Source organism: Amycolatopsis sp. 2-15, assembly GCF_030285625.1.
GTDB classification, from domain to species: Bacteria; Actinomycetota; Actinomycetes; order Mycobacteriales; family Pseudonocardiaceae; genus Amycolatopsis; species Amycolatopsis carbonis.
Genome location: NZ_CP127294.1, coordinates 5921104 through 5937519, shown reverse-complemented (window position 1 = coordinate 5937519; position 16416 = coordinate 5921104). Strand labels below are relative to the sequence as shown.

Sequence of the window (16416 nt, the reverse complement as noted above, 5' to 3'; positions counted from 1 at the left end):
CTACCCCGCAGGCACGACCGGGCAAACGGCAAATTGGCAACGCCTCTGCTGCGCGCCGACACCGCCTGCTCGCGACGGGGCATCCGGTTCACCGCCGCGCAAACGGGTAGCCGAGTCCTCATGGACGGGGCGGGGACGACGATCGGGGTCGAGGAGGAGTTCCTCCTCGTCAATCCGCGCACGGGCCGGACGGCACCGTGCGCGGACCGCGTGCTGGCACGCTGCGGGTACCACGGCAAGCTGCCGGAAGGCGCGATCGTGCAACGGGAGCTGCGCCCGACGCAGCTGGAGCTGGCCTCCGGCGTCTGCGCTAGTGCCGAGGAGCTGCGGGTCCAGCTGACCACCGGGCGCCGGTTGCTGGCCCAGGCCGCGGCCGCGGAAGACTGCGCGCTCGTCTCGTCCGGCACGCCCGTGTCGCTACCGGGCCGTGGGGCGCAGCCGGAGCCGCAGGGCCGATACGCGGAGATCCACGAGGCCTACGGCCCCCTCGCCGCCGACTACGAAGCTTGCGGCTGCCACGTGCACGTCGGCGTCGACGACCCGGACACGGCCGTCGCGGTGGTGAACCACCTCGGCCCCTGGTTGCCGGTGCTGCTGGCGCTGTCGGCCAACTCGCCGTTCGCCGACGGCCGCGACACCGGCTACCACAGCTGGCGCATGGTGCTGCAGACCCGCTTCCCCGGTTCCGGCGTCGCTCCACACTTCCGCAGCCACGCCGAGTACCAAAGCACGGTGGACACGCTCGTGACGTGCGGGGCGCTCGTAGACCGCAACCAGAGCTTCTGGCTGGCCCGGCCATCACCACGGCTGCCGACGGTGGAACTGCGCGTGGCCGACGCCGCCGCGACCGTCGACGGCGCGGTACTGCAGGCCGTGCTGTCCCGCGCCCTCGTGCGGACCGCGCTGGCCGCCCTGGAGCGCGGGATCGAAGGACCGCGCCTGTCGCCGCAAGTGTGTGCCGCAGCCGTCTGGGCCGCCGCGCGCCACGGCCTCACCGGGCCCCTGGTGGATCCCCGGCTCGAGCGGCAGCGCCCGGCCGCCGACCTCGTCGACGACCTGCTCACGCACACCGCCGGCGCGCTCGAGGAAGCCGGCGACCGCGCCCTCGCCGAATCGCTGGCCGGCCGACTGCTCGTCGACGGCACGGGGTCGGCCGCGCAGCGCTCCGCGGCGACCGGCGGGCTGCGCGCTGTGGTGCAGCTCCTCGAGGAGCGCACCGTGCCCGTCTCGGGGCATGAACCGGCCGCCGCGGGGTAACCCTCCGGCCATGACGACTCTGCAGTCCGCCGCCCTCCCCACGGCCCGTGGGCCGTTGTCGGCCGCCGTCTCCGAGACCCTGTCCGCTCCCCCGCCAGGGCGCACGCTTTCGGTCGACGCGATCGCGGACGCCGACCCGTTCGGCGACGACCTGCAGCTGGCCCTGCACCTGTGTTACGAGCTGCACTATCAAGGCCTGCCAGGCGTCGACGCCTGCTGGGAGTGGGACCCCGAGCTGCTGCGGCTGCGGGCCGCGCTGGAAGAGCGCTTCCTGAGCGCGTTGCGCGCAGCGGCGCCCGGTGGCGACGACGTCGACAACGAGTTCGCCACGCTACTGGTCGAGCCGATCGACGCGGCCGGCGTTTCCCACTACCTGCGTGACGAGGGCGAGTGGTGGCAGGTGCGGGAGCTGTTCGCCCACCGCTCGATTTACCACCTCAAGGAAGCCGATCCGCACGCGTGGGTCATCCCGCGGCTGCGGGGCCGGGCCAAGGCGGCGCTCGTGGCCGTGGAGTTCGACGAGTACGGCGGCGGCCGCCCGGAGTACGTCCACTCGCGCCTGTTCGCCGACCTGCTGCGCGGCGCCGGACTCCCCGACGACTACCTGGCACTGCTGGACCACGTGCCCGCGCCGATGCTGGCGATCGTCAACGCGATGTCGCTGTTCGGGCTTCACCGCGCGCTGCGGGGCGCGCTCGTCGGCCACTTCGCCGCTGCGGAGGTCACCACCGCGCCTTCGGCGCAGCGCATGGTGCAGGCGCTCACCCGGCTCGGCGCGGCCGCGGAGTGCAAGTTCTTCTACACCGAGCACATCGAAGCCGACGCGGTACACGAACAGGTGATGCGCCACGACGTCGTCGACGACCTGCTCGATCAGGAACCGGCGCTCGCAGCAGACGTTGTGTTCGGTGTGCAGGCTACGAACCACCTCGAGGACCACCTCGGCGAGCATCTGCTGGGGTGCTGGCGCGCCGGGCGGTCCTCATTGCGTCAGCCGTTGCCTTGAGCGCGGACCCGCTTGCGGTGGCTGGTGTCGCACAGCGGGAAGCACTTGCTGCGTCGGCAGGTGCACACGGCCACAAGGAATCGGTCGGAGCGCACGACGTCGCCTTCGGGCGTCTGCAGCTCCACCGGTCCTTCGATCAGCAGCGGCCCACCCGGGACCATCCGCACCCGCCGGCGGTTCCGCCCCTCACCGGTCGGCACGGAGCACCACCAGTTCCTCCTCGCGCACCCGCGGGGCCACGAAGCCGGACTGCTCGAGGAAGTCCGTCCGTCTGGAAAGGACCGGTCCGAACGGGACCATCGCCCGGGCGACGACCCGTGGACGCAGCCCCGCGGCAGCGAGCAGGCGAGCCGAGCGGTCCACCCCCGACATCACCGACTGCACCAGCAACAGGAACCCTCCGGGCGCAACGAGTGCTGGGGCGCCCTCGCACAACGGGTCCAGCACCGCGCGTCCGTCGGCTCCGGCGTCACACCGGCGGTCGGGCCGCGCCCGTTCCGGCGACACCGGCACGTACGGCGGATTGGTCACGACGACGTCGTAGGGACCGCCGGCCGCAGCGGCGAGGAGGTCGCCGTGGCGCACGCGCACCGGTAGCCGGCGCAGGGCCGCGTTCACCCGCGCCGACGCCAGCGCCCGCCGCGAAAGGTCCACGGCCAGCACGGTTTCCGCTCCCGCCCGGGCGAGTGCGATGGCAAGCGCGCCCGTGCCGGTGCACAAGTCGAGCGCGCGGACGCCGGCGGGCACCCCGGCCCGGCGCACCGCGGACGCCAGCAGGCACGTGTCGGCTTGCGGACGGTAGACGCCGGGCAGGCGGAGCAGGCCGCGCGCGGGCAGTGCCGACCCGGCAGGGAACGCGGGCAGCATCTCCCGCAGGGTCGTGGCGCCGAAGGCGTTCTCGTTCGCTTCTGCCGCGGGTACGGTCGTCATCAGGGCCTCCTCGGCGTCGGGGTCACAGCCGATTACCCGTCGAACGACCGGGCAAACTTCGCGCTGTCGGGCCGAAACCGGCTTTCGACCCGGCACGAGCGGATGCGCCGGGGCATGGCGACTCCGCCCTTCCCGCTCTCGCGGCCGCCGGACTCGTGCCAGTGCCACCGGATTCCGGCCGGCACACCGGAAAGCTGCTTCGTCCCAGCGCCACAGCCGCAACCTGCGCCGGGTGCTCTGTCTCCCCGACCGGATCAGCGTCATCCGAGGGAGACCCGATCGCGTCCTCTACCTCACCAGCGCGGCCGAGGACGCCGAAACGCCCAAGCCGTCATCGCCCTCGCCCGCCGACGAGTCGATGTGCTCCGGACACCGCTGCAACGACCTGATCGAAAGTCCGTCCGACAGCCTGTTGGCTCGCCCGGTGATCGACTTGCCGCGGTTGAACTCCCGGGGCCGGGGGCCCGGCCGCGATCGAGCACGACGAGCGGCCGGCAACCGGGCGCGGCAGTACCTGCGCGGTGCAACTCGGTAGTGCGACCGGATTGCCGCTCCGCGTCCGCGTGTTCGCGCCTCGGAGCTCGCCTGGTCGCCCGGCCGTACCAGTTGGCATCGGCGGGCGGGATCGGGTCAGCGGGCCTCGATCACCGTCTTGAACTCCGCCGCGGCGCGCTCGACCTTCCGCTCCGGGTCCGCCAGCAAGGACGCCACCGCCTCGCCGAGCTTGCCGGCCGGTGGCTCGTAGTCCAAGGAGATCTCCACGCCGGTCCGGCCGTTGCCCTTGTCGTCGAAGCGGACGACACCGGAGTTCTTCACGTCCGGGTCGGCGTCGTCGACCGTGGTCCAGGCGATCTTGCGCGGAGGCGCGTCCTCGGAGATGCGGGCCTCCCACTCGACCGTGGTGCCGACAGGCCCGGCCACGATCCAGCGGGTCCGCAAGGCGTCTCCGTCCACGGCTTCGACGGACTTGACGTCCGAGAACACCTGCGGCAAACGCGTCAACGGACGCCACCAGTCATAACATGCCTGCGCAGGGGCCTCGACCTCGACGTAGTGCGCGACAGCAGCCACCATGACCTCCTCGATCGTTCGGGGAACCGGGCCCGGTCGGCCTCGGCGGAACTCACCGCTTACCCGGCCCGGCCCACACCGCAAACGACCCAGGCGAGTGGGCCATGCCATCCGGCGGAGGTTTCGGACCGCGGACGCCGGGTACGAGTAGGCAACGTCCCTGGAAGAACGGAGCGGCTCGTGGTCGAAGTGACACGCACCTTTACCGTCGCGACCGGACCGCGCGAGGTGGTGGAGTACCTCAAGGATTTCGGCAACGCCACCGATTGGGATCCCGGGACGCAGTCGTGTGAACGCCTCGGCAGCGGGCCGGTCGCGGTCGGTGCCCGCTGGCACAACGTCTCCAAGATCGCCGGCGTGGAAACCGAACTCACCTACGAGCTGACCCGACTCGAGCCCCGCCGGGGGTCTTCAGCGGCAGCAACGACACCGCCACCACGGCCGACGACATCAGCGTCGCTGCGGCCGACGGCGGTGCCACCCTGACCTACCACGCCACGATCGAGTTCCACGGCGCCGCGAAACTCGCCACACCGATCGCCAAAGCGGTGTTCGAAAAAGTCGGCAACGACACCGAAAACAGCCTCGTCCGCATCTTCGGCGCTCCACCCGACCGGCGCGGCTGAGCCGGTACAGACGCCGCGGCGCGCCCGCCGGTTTCAGCCGACGGGCGCGCCGGCTGTCGGCCCGGAGGCCCGGGCGAATCTTGTTCGGGTGGTGTACCGCTGTCCGCCCCGACTTCTCGCTGCGAACCAGACACCGCGGCGCTCCCGGCGACGCCTTTACCTTCCGGCGGGAGGCTTCGGTGTCCGAGGTGATCGCACCCTCGACCGTGCCCACCGAACTCTCGTTGCCCGCGTCCTACCGAACCGGGTCGCCCTTTTCGGATGTTCGCCATGCCGTGGGCAACCCGTTCGCCGGGGCATCACACGGGGCAGCGGAGTGTCAGGAATTCGCGCGCAGGGACTCGGCGGCTTGGGTGATCAGCTCCTGTAGCCGGACCCCGCGCCCCACGTCCAGCTCGTGGGAGCGACCTGCCCGGACGGCGGCCGCGAACTCGGCGCGCAGGATCGGCCAGGCTTCGGTGTGGTCGATCGCGGCCGTGTCGTAGGCCAGAGTCCCGTCCGGGCCGAACAGTTCGACGGTGGTGCGGACGCGGTCGAGCCCGATCACGCCGGAGAGCGAGGCCTGGCTGACCGCGCCGCTCTCGTGCTCGCAGGTGAGCTCGATCCACCGGGTCGAGTCGCCCGCCGCGCGGATCGTGGCGATGGGGCCGAGCGTGGTTTCGAGCAGGTCAAGCAAGTGCGGGCCGAGGTCGGGCAGGGCGCCGAACTGGAGGCGCCAGCCTGTGGCCAGGTCGCCGCCCAGGAACGCGCCGTGCAGGTAACACGAGCGGGCGCCGACGGCGTTGAACGCCGTGGCCCGTTCGAGGAACCGGCGGGTTTCGGGGAGGTACCGCTTGGTGAGGACCAGCTGGCTCACCACCCCGGCGGCCTCGATGGTTTCGGCGAGTTCTCGCGCGGCCGGCAGGGTCAGCGCCACGGGCTTCTCCAGCAGCACCGCCTTGCCGGCTCGGGCCGCCCGGCGAGCCAGGTCGGCCTGGATGTCCGGGCGCACGGCGAAGGCGACGGCCTCGCACGCGTCGAGCAGTTCGTCGAAGTCGGCAGTCCCCTTCGCGCCGTACGCGCCCGCGAGCTCGGCCGCGGCCTCGGCCCGGCGCGCGTAGACGGCGGTGAGCGTGGTTTCCGGTCCGGCGGCGAATGTCGGGGCGTGCATGGTGTGCGCCCACGGTCCCGCGCCGACCAGTCCGACGCGGACGGGTTCGCCGGTCACGACGCTCCTTCCCGGGCCAGCCGCTCGTCGACCGCCGCCGGGGCGTACGCGGCGTCGAGCACCATCGCCTGCGCGCCGTGGAGGCCGGCGAGGTCCCCGAGACTGCTGCTGGTCACTTGCAGGTGCCGCGTCGCCCGCGGCAGCGCTTTCTGGTATATGACCTCGCGGACGCCGGTGACGAAGTGCGTGTCGGCGAGGTCGCCGGCGATCACGAGCACCTCGGGGTTCACCATGCACACGACTGTGGTCAGCACCTCGCCGACGAGCCGGCCGGCCTCGCGGGCGAGCTCGACGGCCTCGGGCCGTCCGGCGGCGAGGTGGGCGGCCAGCTCGCGGCTCGACCGCGTCGGCACGCCGCGTTCGGTGAGCCGGCGCGCCAGCGCACCCCCGCTCGCCACGGCGGCGAGACACCCGCGGGAGCCGCACATGCAGACCGCGTCGTCGTGCCCGGGCAGGCGGATGTGCCCGATGTCGCCGGCCCCGCCGTCGACGCCGCGCAGCAGCCCGCCGTTGAACACCAGCCCGGACCCGATCCCGGCCGACACCTTGACGAGGACCAGCGGCGAGGATTCCGGGTACTGCTGGGTGTGCTCCCCCAGCGCCATGATGTTCGCGTCATTGTCCACCAGGACCGGAACGGCCCAGCGACCGGCGAGGTGGTCGGCGATCGGGTAGCCGTCCCAGCCCGGCATGATCGGCGGCTGGCGCACGGTCCCGGTCTCGAACTCGACCGGCCCCGGCACCCCGACACCGATGCCCCGCACGTGCCCAGGGGGCCGGCCCGTCTGCTCGAGCAGCGCGCGAAACCGGGCGTCGAGCGCGTCGAGGACCGGAACCGGTCCGGTGGCCACCTCGAGGGCGATCCGCTCCTCGGCCAGCCGGCGGCCGTCGAGGTCGACAACGGCGAGGCGGGCGTCTGCGGTGTCGAGGTCGGCTACGAGCACCACCCCGTCGTCGGTGAACTCGAGCAGCACCGACGGGCGGCCGCCGGTCGAGTCCTCGGTGCCGTGGGAACGCAGGTAACCGCAGTCGAACAATGGCTTCAGGCGCTGCTGCACGGTCGAGCGCGACAGCCCCGTGTGCTGTTGCAGATCGGCGCGCGTGCGCGCTTTCCCCGTGCGGACCAGCCAGAGCAGGTAGCCGGACGACATCGTCACCGGTGCAACTGTAGTGATCTCCTACCCCTTTTCCGCGCCACTGGTCAGGCCTTCGGCCAGCAGCCGCTCCGCCGCGAAGAACAAGATCACGATCGGGATCGTGAGCACCACCGATCCCGCCATCAGCACCGTCTTCGGCACCTCGAGGCCCCCGGCCAGCTGCGACAGGCCCAGCGACACCGTCCACTTCGAGCGGTCTTCGACCAGGAACAGCAAGGCGAAGAGGAACTCGTTCCACGCGATCATGAAGACGTACAGACCAGTGGCCACGATCGACGGCGCCGCCAGTGGCAGCGTCACCCGCCACAGGGTTCCGAGCCGGCCGTTGCCGTCGATCGCGGCCGCTTCCTCGATGCTCTCGGGGATGGTGCTGAGGTAGTTGCGGAGCATGTAGATCGACACAGGCAGTGCCTGAGCCACGTACACCACCAGGAGCCCCACCAGAGAGTCGCGCAGGCCCGCCTTGCTGAAGATCACGAACAGCGGGATCGCCAGAAGGATAGACGGAAACAGGTAGACCGCCAAGAACAGGAAGTGCACCTGCTTCCGCCCGGCGAAGCGCAGCCGGCTCGCCGCGTACGCCCCCGGCAGCGAAAGCGCCAGGGTGACGATGACGGTGCCCAGTGCCACCAGCGCCGAGTTGCCGAGCAGTTCCAGCAGCCCGTCTCCCCCGGAGGCCACCGACTTGAGCACCGTCGTGTAGGTAGTGACGGTGAAGTCCGACAGCTTCGGCAGGATGTCGCCCGGGTGCTGCAGCAGCGAATCCTGCGACCGCACCGAAAGCAGCACCATGTAGTAGAAGGGGAACAGGGTCGCGATCGCGAGGATCACGATCGTGACCCAGCGCAGCACCCCGAACAGCCGGGTTTCGAACGTCATCCGGTTCACGCGCGATCCTCCGGGGCGAAGAACTTGAGGTAGATGACCAGGAACACGACCAGCACCACCGCGAGCACCAGCGCCTGCGCGGCCGCGCCGCCGATGTCGAACTGCGCGGTGAGGAAGTCGTACACCCGCACGCTCAGCACGTCGGTGCCCGCGCCGCCTCCGGTGAGCAGGTAGACGTCGTCGAACTTGTTGAAGGTGAGAATGAACCGCAGCACCGACAGCAGAGCCAGCACCGGGTACAGCTGCGGGAGCAGGATGTGGCGGAACCGCTGCGTCGGGGTCACGCCGTCGACGAGGGCGGCTTCCTCCAGTTCCTTCGGCACGGCTTGCAGACGGGCGATGAGGAACAGGAACGTGAAGGGGAAGTAGCGCCAGCCCTCGAACGCGATCACCACGAGCAGCGCCAGCGGCAGGTGCACGTGCCAGCCGAAGAGCGAGATCGTCGAGGTCTCCTGGCTGAGGAACGCCACGGGTTTGTCCCAGCCGAAGAAGCTCTTGCCCCATGCGTTCACCACGCCGAACTGGGGGCTGAGCATGATTTCCCAGACGAAGGTCGCGGCCACCACCGGCGAGACGTACGGCAGCAGCATCGCACTGCGCAGGAACGCCCGGCCCCGGAACGGTTTGCGCAGCGCGAGCGCCGCGACCAGCCCGAGCGCCAGCGACAGCACCGTGCCACCGATGGTGTAGACCAGCGTCGTGCCGAGCGAGCTCCACATGTCCGCGGAGCCGAGCACCTTGGCGAAGTTCTGCAGCGTGAACCGGCCGAAGATGCCTTCGCGTTGCAACGTCGCCAAACGCAGTCGCTGGAACGCCAGCACGATCGTCCACACCACGGGCAGGACCACGACCACCAGCACGATGATCAGGGTCGGGGAGAGCAGGGCCAGACCGGCCCTGCTCTCCTGCTGCCGCAGGGTGAGCGCTCGCCGCCGTGGGGGCCGGCCGGGCGGCTCCGCGGGGGCAGGCCGGTTCCGGACGGTGTGCGCCGAGGTCATCCGCGTTTCCCTACTTCAGTGATTTCTGGATGTCCTGGACCGCGGCGGTCGCCTGCTTGGCGGCGCCGGCTGGGTCCACGGTGCCGCCGGACATGGCGCTGACGGCCTTGGGCACGGGCAGCTCGGCCAGCGTTGCGCCGGCCAGCCCGCCCTGCCCCTGCTGGATGCCCCACTGCTGGAAGCTGTCCAGGCTGCTCTGCAACGACTGGATCACCTCCGCCGGGTACACCGCGGACAACGGCTTCTTGGTGTCGGTCCCGACCGGCAGGCTCGCCCACTCCTTGGTGAACTTGCCGGGTTCGGTGGCGGTGCCGGTACGCGCGGGGATCTTGCCCTGCGGCGCGAGCCCGAGCCAGCCGCCGTACCCCTGGTCCAGCATGTAGCTGACGAACTTCTGCGCGTTCGCGGAGCGGTCTCCCTGCGTGATCACCCAGGAGCCGAGCTCACCGAAGTTCTGCGCGGCCGAGCCGTCGGGGCCCTTGAGGGCCGTGACGAACCCGGTGTTCTTCGCGAGGAACGACGGATCGGCCTGGCACTGCGGGCAGCTGGGCGCGGCGTCCTTCTGCAGCCCGGCCAGCTGCGGCAGCAGGTAGGACGACCAGACGGTCATCGCGGCCTTGCCGGCGAAGTAGGTCGCCCGGGTGGAGTCGACGTTCTGGGCGCCGGGCACGGAGTAGTCGTGCACGAGGTCGTTGTAGAGCGAGAAGGTGTGGACGCACGCGGGGCTGTCCAGCGTCACCTTCCCCGACTGGTCCACCAGCTGGCAGCCGTTGCCGAGCGCGAAGTCCTCGAACGTCTGCTGTGTGAACGCGTCACCGGGGTCGGTCGCGATCGAGATGCCCGCGACCTCCGGCGAGTTCAGCTTCTGCGCCGCCTGGCGGATCTTGTCGAACGTGTCGGGCGCCGGAAGGCCCGCTTTGGCGAAGAGGTCCTTGCGGTAGACCAGCATCTGCGGCCAGCCGTCGGACGGCACCGCGAGCTGCTTGCCTCCGCTGACGTCCATCTGCAGCGCACGGGCCGAGAAGGTGTTCGCGCCCAGGGTCTTGACCACCGACGCCGCGGCGTCGGTGTCGACGAGGTCGTTCACGGCCATCTCGTTGACGCCCGTGAGCGATAGCCCACCGACGGCATCGGGCAGGTTGCCCGCGGCCGCGGCCGAGGTGACCAGCTGGCTGAACTGGTCCTCGTCCAGGCCGACGATCTTCACTTTCACGCCGCTCTGTGCGGTGAACTGGTCGGCGATCCGCTGTGCCGCGGCGACTCGGTCTGACTGGTTTTCCATGCTCCAGACAGTGAGCGTGCCATCGCCACTGTCGTCGGAGCCGGAACCGCAGGCGGTCAGGGCGCCACCGGCCACCACCACGGCCGCCACCGCGGCGGCCGATCGGACCGGGACTCTCGTCCGCCCTCTTGCTGAAGACATCGGTGCTCCTTTGCGTCGTGCCTGGCGACGATCACAGCACCAGTTAGGCGTTAAAGCAAGACAAGTTATGTAGATTTTCTGGCATAAGTGGGGTAGCTTCTGCTCGGCGGATAGCCATAAATGATCGACAAGGTGGTCGGAGGAGGCCCTGGTGGGCACGGTGGTTCAGTTCGTAGGCCCTCGCCGGGTCGAGGTGGTCGAAACACAGCGGGAAGAGCTGGGACCCGGGTCGGTGCGGGTGCGCACCCTGTACTCCGGGATCTCGGCCGGCACCGAGCTGACGGCCTACCGCGGCACCAACCCGTACCTCACCCGCGTCTGGGACGACCAGCGACGGCTGTTCGTCGAGGGGGACGTGAGCCAGACCTATCCGGTCGTGGGCTGGGGTTACTCCGAGGTGGGCGAGGTCGTCGAGGTCTCCCCCGACGTCGCCGGCACGCAGGGGGTGCCGGCCGTGGGCGAGGTGGTGTGGGGAATCTGGGGCCACCGCAGCGAAGCGGTCGTCCCGGCCGCCAAGCTCGCCGACCACGTCGTGCCGGCGGGGCTGGACCCGCTCGCGGCGTCGTTCGCGCGCGTGGGTGCGGTGGCGCTGAACGGCGTACTCGGCGCCGACGTCCACCTCGGCGAGACCGTGGCGGTGTTCGGCCAGGGCGTGATCGGCCTGCTCGCGACGCGAATGGCCACACTCAACGGCGGCCGGGTCATCGCGTGCGACGCCATCGGCTCCCGGCTCGCGATCGCGCAGGAGTTCGGCGCGGTCGAGACGGTGGACGTCACCACCGCCAGTGCCGCGGAACGGGTCCGCGCGACGACCGGTGGCCACGGCGCCGACGTCGCGATCGAGCTCAGCGGCACCTACCGCGCACTGCACGAAGCCGTCCGGGCGGTCGGCGTCGGCGGGCGCGTGGTCGCCGCCGGCTTCTACCAGGGCGACGGCACCGCCCTGCGGCTCGGTGAGGAGTTCCACCACAACCGCGTCGAAATCGTCGCCTCGCAGATCGGCGGGGTGCCGTGGCGGCTCGCGGGCCGCTGGGACCAGGACCGGATGAACCGCACCTTCCTGCGGCTCGCGGCCGACGGGGTGGTCGACCCGGTCCGGCTCGTCACCCACCGCGTGCGGGTCGGCGAGGTCGAACGGGCCTACGAATTGCTCGACGAACGCCCGGCCGAAGCCCTGCAAGTCGTCCTCGACTACACGGAGAACTGATGTTGAAACTCGCCTGCCAGGAACAGATGCTGCCCGGCGACACTCTCGAAGAGAAGTGGGAGTTCGCCACCTCGGCCGGGTACGACGCCATCGAGCTGCGCGGCAAGAAGGACTTCGCGCTGCAGCAGCGCCTGCCGGAGCTGCACCGCGCCGCGCGCAACGGCGTGGTCATGCGCACCGTGTGCGTCGACATGCTGCACTTCTTCGGCGCCTTCGACCCCGACCTGCGCGCCGACGCGATCAAGCAGATGCGCTCGCAGCTCTCGGTGACCGCCGAGCTGGGCGGGATCGGGGCGATGACCCCGGCGTCCTACGGCATGTTCTCGCGTCGGCTGCCGCCGTTCGAGCCGCCGCGCTCCGAAGAGGAAGACCGCGAGGTTCTCCTGGCCGGTCTCACGGAACTCGGCGAGCACGCGAAGGCCGAGGGGGTGCTCTTGCTACTGGAACCGTTGAATCGCTACGAGGACCACATGGTCAACCGCCTCGAGCAGGCGGCCTCGCTGATCGACGAGGTGGGCCTGGACTCCGTGCGCATCGGCGCGGACACCTACCACATGAACATCGAGGAAGACGACCCCGCGGACTCGCTCGTGCGGTTCGCGCGCTACCTCGGCCACGTGCAGGTCAGCGACTCGAACCGGCTCCAGCCCGGTGCCGGCCACCTCGACTGGCCGGCGGTGCTCGGCGCGCTCGCCGCCATCGGCTACGAGGGTGACCTGGCGCTGGAAAGCCGGCTGCGAGGGGAACCCGCGGACGCGGTGGCCTCCGTGCCACCGTTCCTGCGACGGCTCGCATGACCGACGACCTCGCCCGGCGGGCGCGGCGGATCCTGCTCGCCAACTGGCGCCGCGGGTTCACCGTGCCCGCCCAGGGCCTGTACCCGCACCAGTGGAGCTGGGACTCGGCGTTCATCGCGCTGGGGCTGCGGCACCTGTCGGCCGTGCGGGCGCAACGGGAACTGGAGTCCCTCTTCGGCGCGCAATGGGCCGACGGGCGCGTGCCGCAGATCGTGTTCAATCCCGCGGTGCCTGCCGACGCCTACTTTCCCGGGCCCGACTTCTGGGGCCCGGGCGCGCGGCACGCCGAGACCGGGCTCGTGACCTCGGGACTCGTGCAGCCGCCGGTCCACGCGCTCGCCGCGTGGGAGGTGCACCGCGCGGACCCCGTCACCTCGGAGCGCCGCGGGTTCCTGCGGCGCCTCTACCCGCGGCTGCGGCGCTGGCACGACTACCTGCTCGACCGTCGAGACCTCGGCGGAAGCGGGCTGGTGTGCGTGATCCACCCGTGGGAGTCCGGTTTGGACAACAGCCCGAGCTGGGACGAGCCGCTCGGGCGCGTGCTGCCGGTCTCCGCCGCGACGTTCGTCCGGCGCGACCTCGGGCACACCGGGGCGGGCGAACGGCCCACCGACCTCGACTACGGCCGCTACGTGCGACTGGCCGCGGACTACCGCGACGCGGGCTTCGCCGACACGCTCGGCGGAGCCGCCTTCGCGGTGGAAGACCCGCTGACGAACGCATTGCTGTCGGCGGGCGAAACGGCACTCGCGGCGATGGCCGGCGAACTGGGCGCCGACCCGGCTCCGCACCACGAGCGGGCGGCCGCGCTCACGTCGTCGCTGATGGATCTGCTGTACGACCCGGGAGAGGGCCTGTTCTTCGCCCGCGACGCGCACACGAAATCGTTGCTGCGCAAGCGGACGGTCGGCGGCCTCGTCCCGTTGATCGTGCCCGGTCTGCCGGTGGTCGAGGAACTCCTCAAGACCGCGCGCGGCGAACACTTCCGTCTCGGTGAGCTGAGCCCGATCCCGAGCTACGACCTCACCGCCCCGGACTTCGAACCGGCGCGCTACTGGCGCGGCCCGTCCTGGTTCAACACCGGGTGGCTGATCTGGCACGGCCTGCGCGGGCAGCGGCACGCGCAGCTCGCGGGCCGCCTGCGCGACGGCATGCTCGACGCGATCCGGCTCGCCGGCTTCCGCGAGTACGTCGACCCCCTCAGCGGCACCGGACACGGCAGCGACGACTTCAGCTGGACGGCCGCGGTCGCGATCGACCTCCTCGAAGCACCCGCGGCCGGTGGGCGGGCCGCATGAGCGCGCACACCCTCGTGCGGGGCACGACCTTCCTGATCACCGGCGACGCGGCCAACGCCACGGCGGGAACCGAAGGCTTCTACCTCGACGACACCAGGCACCTTTCACACTGGGAATTCTCAGCCGGCGGTGCCGCCTTGCGCGTGCTGAACGAGAGCCGCGACCGGCACTCGACAAGCACGATCCTCACTCCGGCGACGGCGCGACACGACGACCCCGGCTACACCGTGTTCCGTGACCAGGCGCTCGGCGCCGGCACGCTCGTCGAGCATATCCGCGTGCGCAGCCACCTCGCGGTGCCCGGCACGGTGACGGTGTCGTTCCGGTTCGCGGCCGACTTCGCCGACCAGTTCGAGCTGCGCGGCACCGGACACTACGAGCGGCCGGGAAAGCATTCGTCCATCACTCGGGCACACGGCGAGGTGCTACTCGCCTACGAGCGCGCAGACTATCGCAAGTGGACAGTCCTGCGCGCCTCGGCCGAGCCTGTCGTCGCCGACGGGCAGATCGGCTGGACGCTCGAGCTCCCGCCGCACGGCGAGGTGTCGTTGCGCGTCGAGGTGCTCGCCGGAGAAGGCGAGCCCGTGCCGGATCCAGGTGCGCACCCCGCGGTGTTCGCCGATGTCGTACGAGAAGCCCAGGCGGACACCGAGGAGTTCCTCGCCGGTGTGACCGTGCCGGCGTGGCCCGAGCTGCGTTCCGCCGTCGAGGCAGGGCTCGCCGATCTGGCGAACCTGCGCTTGCCGGCGCCGGGCCGTCCGGACCTGCGCATCCCCGGCGCGGGCGTGCCGTGGTTCCTGACACTGTTCGGCCGCGACAGCCTGATCACGTCGATCTCGGCGCTGCCGTACTCGCCGGACCTCGCGGCCCACACCCTGCGCGCGCTCGCGGCGGTTCAGGGCCAGGTTCTCGATCCGGCCCGGATCGAAGAACCGGGCAAGATCGTGCACGAGGTGCGACGGGGCGAGCTGAGCCGCTTCGGGCAGGTGCCCTACGGGCAGTACTACGGAACCGTCGACGCCACCCCGCTTTTCCTCGTGCTTCTCGGCCGCCACCGGCGCGTCGCGGGCAACGGCGTGGCCATCGAGCTGGAGGCCGCGGCGCGAGCGGCCGTCGACTGGATGTTCGGCCACGGCGGCTTGGCCGAGCACGGCTACCTCGTGTATCACACGGACGGTCCCGGACTGGTCCACCAGTGCTGGAAGGACTCGGCGCGCTCGATCTGCTTCGCCAACGGCGAGCTCGCGACGGGCCCGATCGCGGTGTCGGAGGCGCAGGGCTACGCCTACGAAGCCCTGGTGTCGACCGCGGAGCTGGCCCGCGACGTCTGGCACGACCCGGCGTTCGCCGACCGGCTACTCGCCCGCGCGGCCCGCCTGCGGTCCGACTTCGAGACCGAATTCTGGCTACCGGGCGAGGATTTCGTCGCGCTGGCCCTCGACGGCCGGCGCCGCCGGGTCGACGCACTGGCGTCCAACGCCGGACACGTGCTGTGGTCGGGAATCCTGCCGGCCGGGCGCGCGCAGCAGGTAGGACACCGCCTGACCGAGCCTGCGTTCTTCTCCGGCTGGGGCGTGCGGACACTCGCGGCGGGACAAATACCGTACCACCCGGTCTCCTATCACAACGGCGGTGTGTGGCCCCACGACACGGCGATCGCCGTGGCCGGCCTCGCCCGGGCCGGACTCACCGCCGAAGCCACCTACCTCGCCGAAGGCCTCCTCGCTGCGGCCGCACGACAGCCCGGTAACCGCCTGCCCGAAGTGATGACCGGCTACGCGCGCAGCGAAATCCCGCGCCCGGTGCGGTATCCGCACTCGGCCTCCCCGCAGGCGTGGGCGGCGGCGGCCCCGTTGCTGATCGCCACGGCGCTGGGTTCATCCGAAGAGGACAGTGCTTGGTCGTGAGCCTCCCGGCGTGATGCCCGTTGCAAGTCTCCGGCCGCCCTTCGGTGCAAGTTGCGCAAGAAGGGCCGCTGGCCAGACTCGTACCTGTCCAGCCGCACGTCGTTCACGTACACCTCGGACGTGCACCACACCCAGGTGCGAGTCTGGCTGCGGGTCGATCCCTCGTCGCGCTCGACGGTCACGACCCACTTCGTCTCAACAGCCGGCGGGCAAAAATCGTCGGTAACCAAGGCGTACCACTTGTGTACGTCCCACTTGTGTACGTCGCCGGTGTGTACGTCGCCGGTGGCAGCAAGTCGGCATCCTCGTGGCGTGTTCAGTCCGGTGTCCGCGGAGAGCGTGACCGGCTCGGCTCGTCGTGCCCGTCGCCGTGGTTCAGTGCGTACGTCACCCGCGCGGCATGCCAGCCGGGGCCGTATCGAACAGCCGGCGTGAGCGCGTGTGGACTCTGCGTGGCGGCACCGCGTTGCTGGGCCGAACGGCGCATTTCCATGCTGCGCCCGGTGGACGGCAATTCTGCGCCGTTTGCGCAATGGTCTTACGGGCAAGTCAAATAGCACGTGCATAAGTTCGGGCGTTCTGTCGATCAGCGCGCAGGCCAGGCCTCTTTTTCACGGGAAAGCTACTCGCCAGTACCAATTAAA

16 protein-coding genes are annotated in these 16416 nt (G+C 70.8%); 7 read left to right on the top strand and 9 right to left on the bottom strand.

Annotated elements, in window-relative coordinates; genetic code table 11:
- Positions 1–120: 120 nt before the first annotated feature.
- On the top strand, positions 121–1257 hold the full coding sequence (locus QRX50_RS29335) for a carboxylate-amine ligase (protein WP_285966363.1): 1137 nt from the start codon (positions 121–123) through the stop codon (positions 1255–1257).
- A gap of 10 nt (positions 1258–1267) precedes the next feature.
- Positions 1268–2263, top strand: coding sequence for an iron-containing redox enzyme family protein (locus QRX50_RS29330; protein WP_285966362.1), 996 nt, complete (start codon positions 1268–1270; stop codon positions 2261–2263).
- Here the strand turns inward: QRX50_RS29330 and QRX50_RS29325 are convergent.
- The 3 genes from QRX50_RS29325 to QRX50_RS29315 form a co-directional block, all read right to left on the bottom strand.
- Positions 2248–2463, bottom strand: a complete 216-nt coding sequence (locus tag QRX50_RS29325) for a CDGSH iron-sulfur domain-containing protein (protein ID WP_285966361.1) — start codon at positions 2461–2463, stop codon at positions 2248–2250. The two genes, QRX50_RS29330 and QRX50_RS29325, sit on opposite strands and share 16 nt — an antisense overlap.
- Entirely contained in the window at positions 2450–3130 is a 681-nt protein-coding gene (locus tag QRX50_RS29320) for a methyltransferase (RefSeq protein ID WP_285974597.1), read from the bottom strand. Before QRX50_RS29320 ends, QRX50_RS29325 begins: the two co-directional genes overlap by 14 nt.
- Before the next feature lie 693 nt (positions 3131–3823).
- Positions 3824–4267: an SRPBCC family protein gene (locus QRX50_RS29315; RefSeq protein WP_285966360.1), complete on the bottom strand. Its 444-nt coding sequence runs from the start codon at positions 4265–4267 to the stop codon at positions 3824–3826.
- A 177-nt stretch (positions 4268–4444) separates the two neighbouring features.
- Between QRX50_RS29315 and QRX50_RS29310 the strand changes: the two genes are divergently transcribed.
- Positions 4445–4750: an SRPBCC family protein gene (locus QRX50_RS29310; RefSeq protein WP_285966359.1), complete on the top strand. Its 306-nt coding sequence runs from the start codon at positions 4445–4447 to the stop codon at positions 4748–4750.
- On the opposite strand, the gene QRX50_RS50450 is transcribed toward QRX50_RS29310, so the two are convergent.
- From QRX50_RS50450 to QRX50_RS29280, 6 genes are all read right to left on the bottom strand, one after another.
- Entirely contained in the window at positions 4715–5104 is a 390-nt protein-coding gene (locus QRX50_RS50450; protein ID WP_434533152.1) for a hypervirulence associated TUDOR domain-containing protein, read from the bottom strand. The genes QRX50_RS29310 and QRX50_RS50450 overlap by 36 nt on opposite strands.
- Before the next feature lie 105 nt (positions 5105–5209).
- Positions 5210–6097 (bottom strand): Gfo/Idh/MocA family protein, encoded by an 888-nt coding sequence (locus QRX50_RS29300; RefSeq protein WP_285966358.1) that lies wholly within the window; start codon positions 6095–6097, stop codon positions 5210–5212.
- Positions 6094–7248, bottom strand: a complete 1155-nt coding sequence (locus tag QRX50_RS29295; RefSeq protein ID WP_285974596.1) for an ROK family transcriptional regulator — start codon at positions 7246–7248, stop codon at positions 6094–6096. Before QRX50_RS29295 ends, QRX50_RS29300 begins: the two co-directional genes overlap by 4 nt.
- A 27-nt stretch (positions 7249–7275) precedes the next feature.
- On the bottom strand, positions 7276–8133 hold the full coding sequence (locus tag QRX50_RS29290) for a carbohydrate ABC transporter permease (RefSeq protein WP_285966357.1): 858 nt from the start codon (positions 8131–8133) through the stop codon (positions 7276–7278).
- A 5-nt stretch (positions 8134–8138) separates the two neighbouring features.
- On the bottom strand, positions 8139–9140 hold the full coding sequence (locus tag QRX50_RS29285; RefSeq protein ID WP_285966356.1) for a carbohydrate ABC transporter permease: 1002 nt from the start codon (positions 9138–9140) through the stop codon (positions 8139–8141).
- Positions 9141–9150: 10 nt separating this feature from the next.
- Entirely contained in the window at positions 9151–10563 is a 1413-nt protein-coding gene (locus QRX50_RS29280) for an ABC transporter substrate-binding protein (protein ID WP_285966355.1), read from the bottom strand.
- A gap of 151 nt (positions 10564–10714) precedes the next feature.
- Here QRX50_RS29280 and QRX50_RS29275 point away from each other — a divergent pair, with 151 nt between their 5' ends.
- Genes QRX50_RS29275 through QRX50_RS29260 form a run of 4 tightly spaced genes read left to right on the top strand, consistent with a single transcriptional unit; the run spans position 10715 to position 15772 of the window.
- On the top strand, positions 10715–11770 hold the full coding sequence (locus tag QRX50_RS29275; protein WP_285966354.1) for a zinc-dependent alcohol dehydrogenase: 1056 nt from the start codon (positions 10715–10717) through the stop codon (positions 11768–11770).
- The gene (locus QRX50_RS29270; protein ID WP_285966353.1) at positions 11770–12567 is read left to right on the top strand and encodes a sugar phosphate isomerase/epimerase family protein; all 798 of its coding nucleotides are present in this window, start codon (positions 11770–11772) and stop codon (positions 12565–12567) included. Before QRX50_RS29275 ends, QRX50_RS29270 begins: the two co-directional genes overlap by 1 nt.
- Positions 12564–13865: an MGH1-like glycoside hydrolase domain-containing protein gene (locus tag QRX50_RS29265; protein ID WP_285966352.1), complete on the top strand. Its 1302-nt coding sequence runs from the start codon at positions 12564–12566 to the stop codon at positions 13863–13865. Before QRX50_RS29270 ends, QRX50_RS29265 begins: the two co-directional genes overlap by 4 nt.
- Positions 13862–15772, top strand: a complete 1911-nt coding sequence (locus tag QRX50_RS29260) for an amylo-alpha-1,6-glucosidase (RefSeq protein WP_285966351.1) — start codon at positions 13862–13864, stop codon at positions 15770–15772. The genes QRX50_RS29265 and QRX50_RS29260 overlap by 4 nt, the downstream gene beginning before the upstream one ends.
- Positions 15773–16416 lie beyond the last annotated feature (644 nt).

Bases quoted from the DNA above. Each gene is read 5' to 3' on its own strand.
- QRX50_RS29335 (WP_285966363.1), top strand. From the start codon at position 121: ATGGACGGGGCGGGGACGACGATCGGGGTCGAGGAGGAGTTCCTCCTC.
- QRX50_RS29330 (WP_285966362.1), top strand. From the start codon at position 1,268: ATGACGACTCTGCAGTCCGCCGCCCTCCCCACGGCCCGTGGGCCGTTG.
- QRX50_RS29320 (WP_285974597.1), bottom strand. From the start codon at position 3,130: ATGCTGCCCGCGTTCCCTGCCGGGTCGGCACTGCCCGCGCGCGGCCTG.
- QRX50_RS29315 (WP_285966360.1), bottom strand. From the start codon at position 4,267: ATGGTGGCTGCTGTCGCGCACTACGTCGAGGTCGAGGCCCCTGCGCAG.
- QRX50_RS29295 (WP_285974596.1), bottom strand. From the start codon at position 7,248: ATGTCGTCCGGCTACCTGCTCTGGCTGGTCCGCACGGGGAAAGCGCGC.
- QRX50_RS29290 (WP_285966357.1), bottom strand. From the start codon at position 8,133: ATGACGTTCGAAACCCGGCTGTTCGGGGTGCTGCGCTGGGTCACGATC.
- QRX50_RS29285 (WP_285966356.1), bottom strand. From the start codon at position 9,140: ATGACCTCGGCGCACACCGTCCGGAACCGGCCTGCCCCCGCGGAGCCG.
- QRX50_RS29280 (WP_285966355.1), bottom strand. From the start codon at position 10,563: ATGTCTTCAGCAAGAGGGCGGACGAGAGTCCCGGTCCGATCGGCCGCC.
- QRX50_RS29270 (WP_285966353.1), top strand. From the start codon at position 11,770: ATGTTGAAACTCGCCTGCCAGGAACAGATGCTGCCCGGCGACACTCTC.
- QRX50_RS29265 (WP_285966352.1), top strand. From the start codon at position 12,564: ATGACCGACGACCTCGCCCGGCGGGCGCGGCGGATCCTGCTCGCCAAC.
- QRX50_RS29260 (WP_285966351.1), top strand. From the start codon at position 13,862: ATGAGCGCGCACACCCTCGTGCGGGGCACGACCTTCCTGATCACCGGC.